Source organism: Desertibacillus haloalkaliphilus, assembly GCF_019039105.1.
GTDB classification, from domain to species: Bacteria; Bacillota; Bacilli; order Bacillales; family KJ1-10-99; genus Desertibacillus; species Desertibacillus haloalkaliphilus.
Window position 1 is genome coordinate 1 of record NZ_JAHPIV010000550.1, and the last position, 337, is coordinate 337.

Genomic DNA, 337 nt, shown 5'->3' on the forward strand with positions numbered 1-337 from the left:
GAATATGATGCTCATTGATATTAAGATCAAATGGCTTGATCCATGTTTGCCAATCTTTTTCTACGGACTTCCATAGTGCTTTACTTAATTGAGCTACCTTATGACTAAATATGACTGATTGTTTTAAGGAGCTAGGTACTTGTTGATCCATCTTTCTCCCCCTAGGTATGACGTTAGTAAATTCTGTCTTGTTCTTCCAAAAGTTATTTTCCGATATTTTTCTTCTTTACATTATGACAAGAATTGAAATAAAAAGAAAGTAAAAAAAATTGTTAATTATAAACTTTTAGAAAATTGTTATTAAAACATTGCTTTTATTTGTAGAACAATCTAGTCG

General features: G+C 29.4%; 1 pseudogene. It reads right to left on the reverse strand.

The annotated features are described in order from the left end of the window. Window positions 1–151, reverse strand: a pseudogene (locus KH400_RS25075) (HTH-type transcriptional regulator Hpr); the annotation flags it as partial. Between the last annotated feature and the right edge of the window lie 186 nt (window positions 152–337).